We start from the raw sequence: 1,169 nt of genomic DNA on the forward strand, positions 1-1,169 counted from the left end.
CTGGTTTGGGTGTGGGGTAACCGCTGGTCTGCCCAGCTTTTCCACGTATGTTTCCGGGTCGGGGCTGGTGGGCCGGGGTGGTCAGGTGGTGGCGGATATTGGTGGCGTGTAGCCGATTGTGTTGTCCCACAACAGGAGCCACGCGGCAGTCCAGGGCCAGTGCCTGGGTAGGTGCAGGATCGGGCGGCGTTGCGGGCGGGCCAGGCGGGCAGCAATGTTGACGATCCTGCGGCGCAGGGTGCCCGCGCGAGCGCGGGCGTGGTCGCCGCCGGCGAGGATGCCGGTGGCGCGCAACAGGTTGTGAGCGATCGCGGCGCACACGATCCAGGCGTAGTTCGCCCCGAAACGCCCCGACGGGATGTGCGCCAAAGGTCCGTCGATCAAATCGGCGAACACGGTCTCGATAACGGCGTGTTTACGGTGCGTGATGTCGGCGTCCGCGGTCGTTTCGGTGGAGTTGGTGAAGAACGGGTGATACCGCCAGATCGGGAACAACGCCTCGGGGTAGCGGGCGTCTTTCACCCGTCGCACGATCAACCTCGCGGTGGTCTTGTCTTTCGTGGAAGCGAAAGCGGTGTAACCGATTTCGGCGACCTCGGCATCAGAGATCCATGCCCCGGTATCGGGGTCTCGGACCGCGCCGGGATACTTCACCGGTGTCCACGTGTCCTCGGCGATCGCCGTGATCGCCCGGTCGATGGCCGGGTTTCGGGTCATCACGACCGAGAATTTCGCGTCGGCGCCCACAGTGGCGCGCACGACTTTGCGGGTCCCGTAGGCCGAATCGCCGCGCACCAGGATCTGGCCGGTGGCGCCCGCCGCGCGGGCGGTGTTGATGGCGGCGGTGACCATCGACGCGGCGCCTTTGCCCGAGCCGGTCTTGCCCGCACGCAACCGCATGCCCGCCACGACCGGGGCGGCCAGGTCGGTGCTGATCGTGGCGGCCAGTGGGGAAAGTCCTTTGCGCAGCACCTGTTTGCCCGCGATCTTGGTGTGCCCGTAGGACGCGCCTTGTTTCTGATGCCCGTAGACCGGGCGCAGCAGCGAGTCGATATCGACGAACACGCGCGTCGCCAGGCCCGGCAACAGATCCACGCGCGAACTCAACGCGAGCAGGTGCGCGCGCAGCACCGATTCCAGCTGCTTGGCGTGTCCGAAGGTGAACTCGC

1 protein-coding gene is annotated in these 1,169 nt (G+C 66.9%); it reads right to left on the bottom strand.

Going from position 1 to position 1,169, the window contains the following annotated elements:
- Window positions 1–81: 81 nt before the first annotated feature.
- The coding region (locus tag GFY24_RS40820) for an IS1380 family transposase (protein ID WP_153810467.1) at window positions 82–1,169 on the bottom strand (1,088 nt) is incomplete at its 5' end.

The organism is Nocardia sp. SYP-A9097, assembly GCF_009649815.1.
Classification (GTDB): Bacteria; Actinomycetota; Actinomycetes; order Mycobacteriales; family Mycobacteriaceae; genus Nocardia.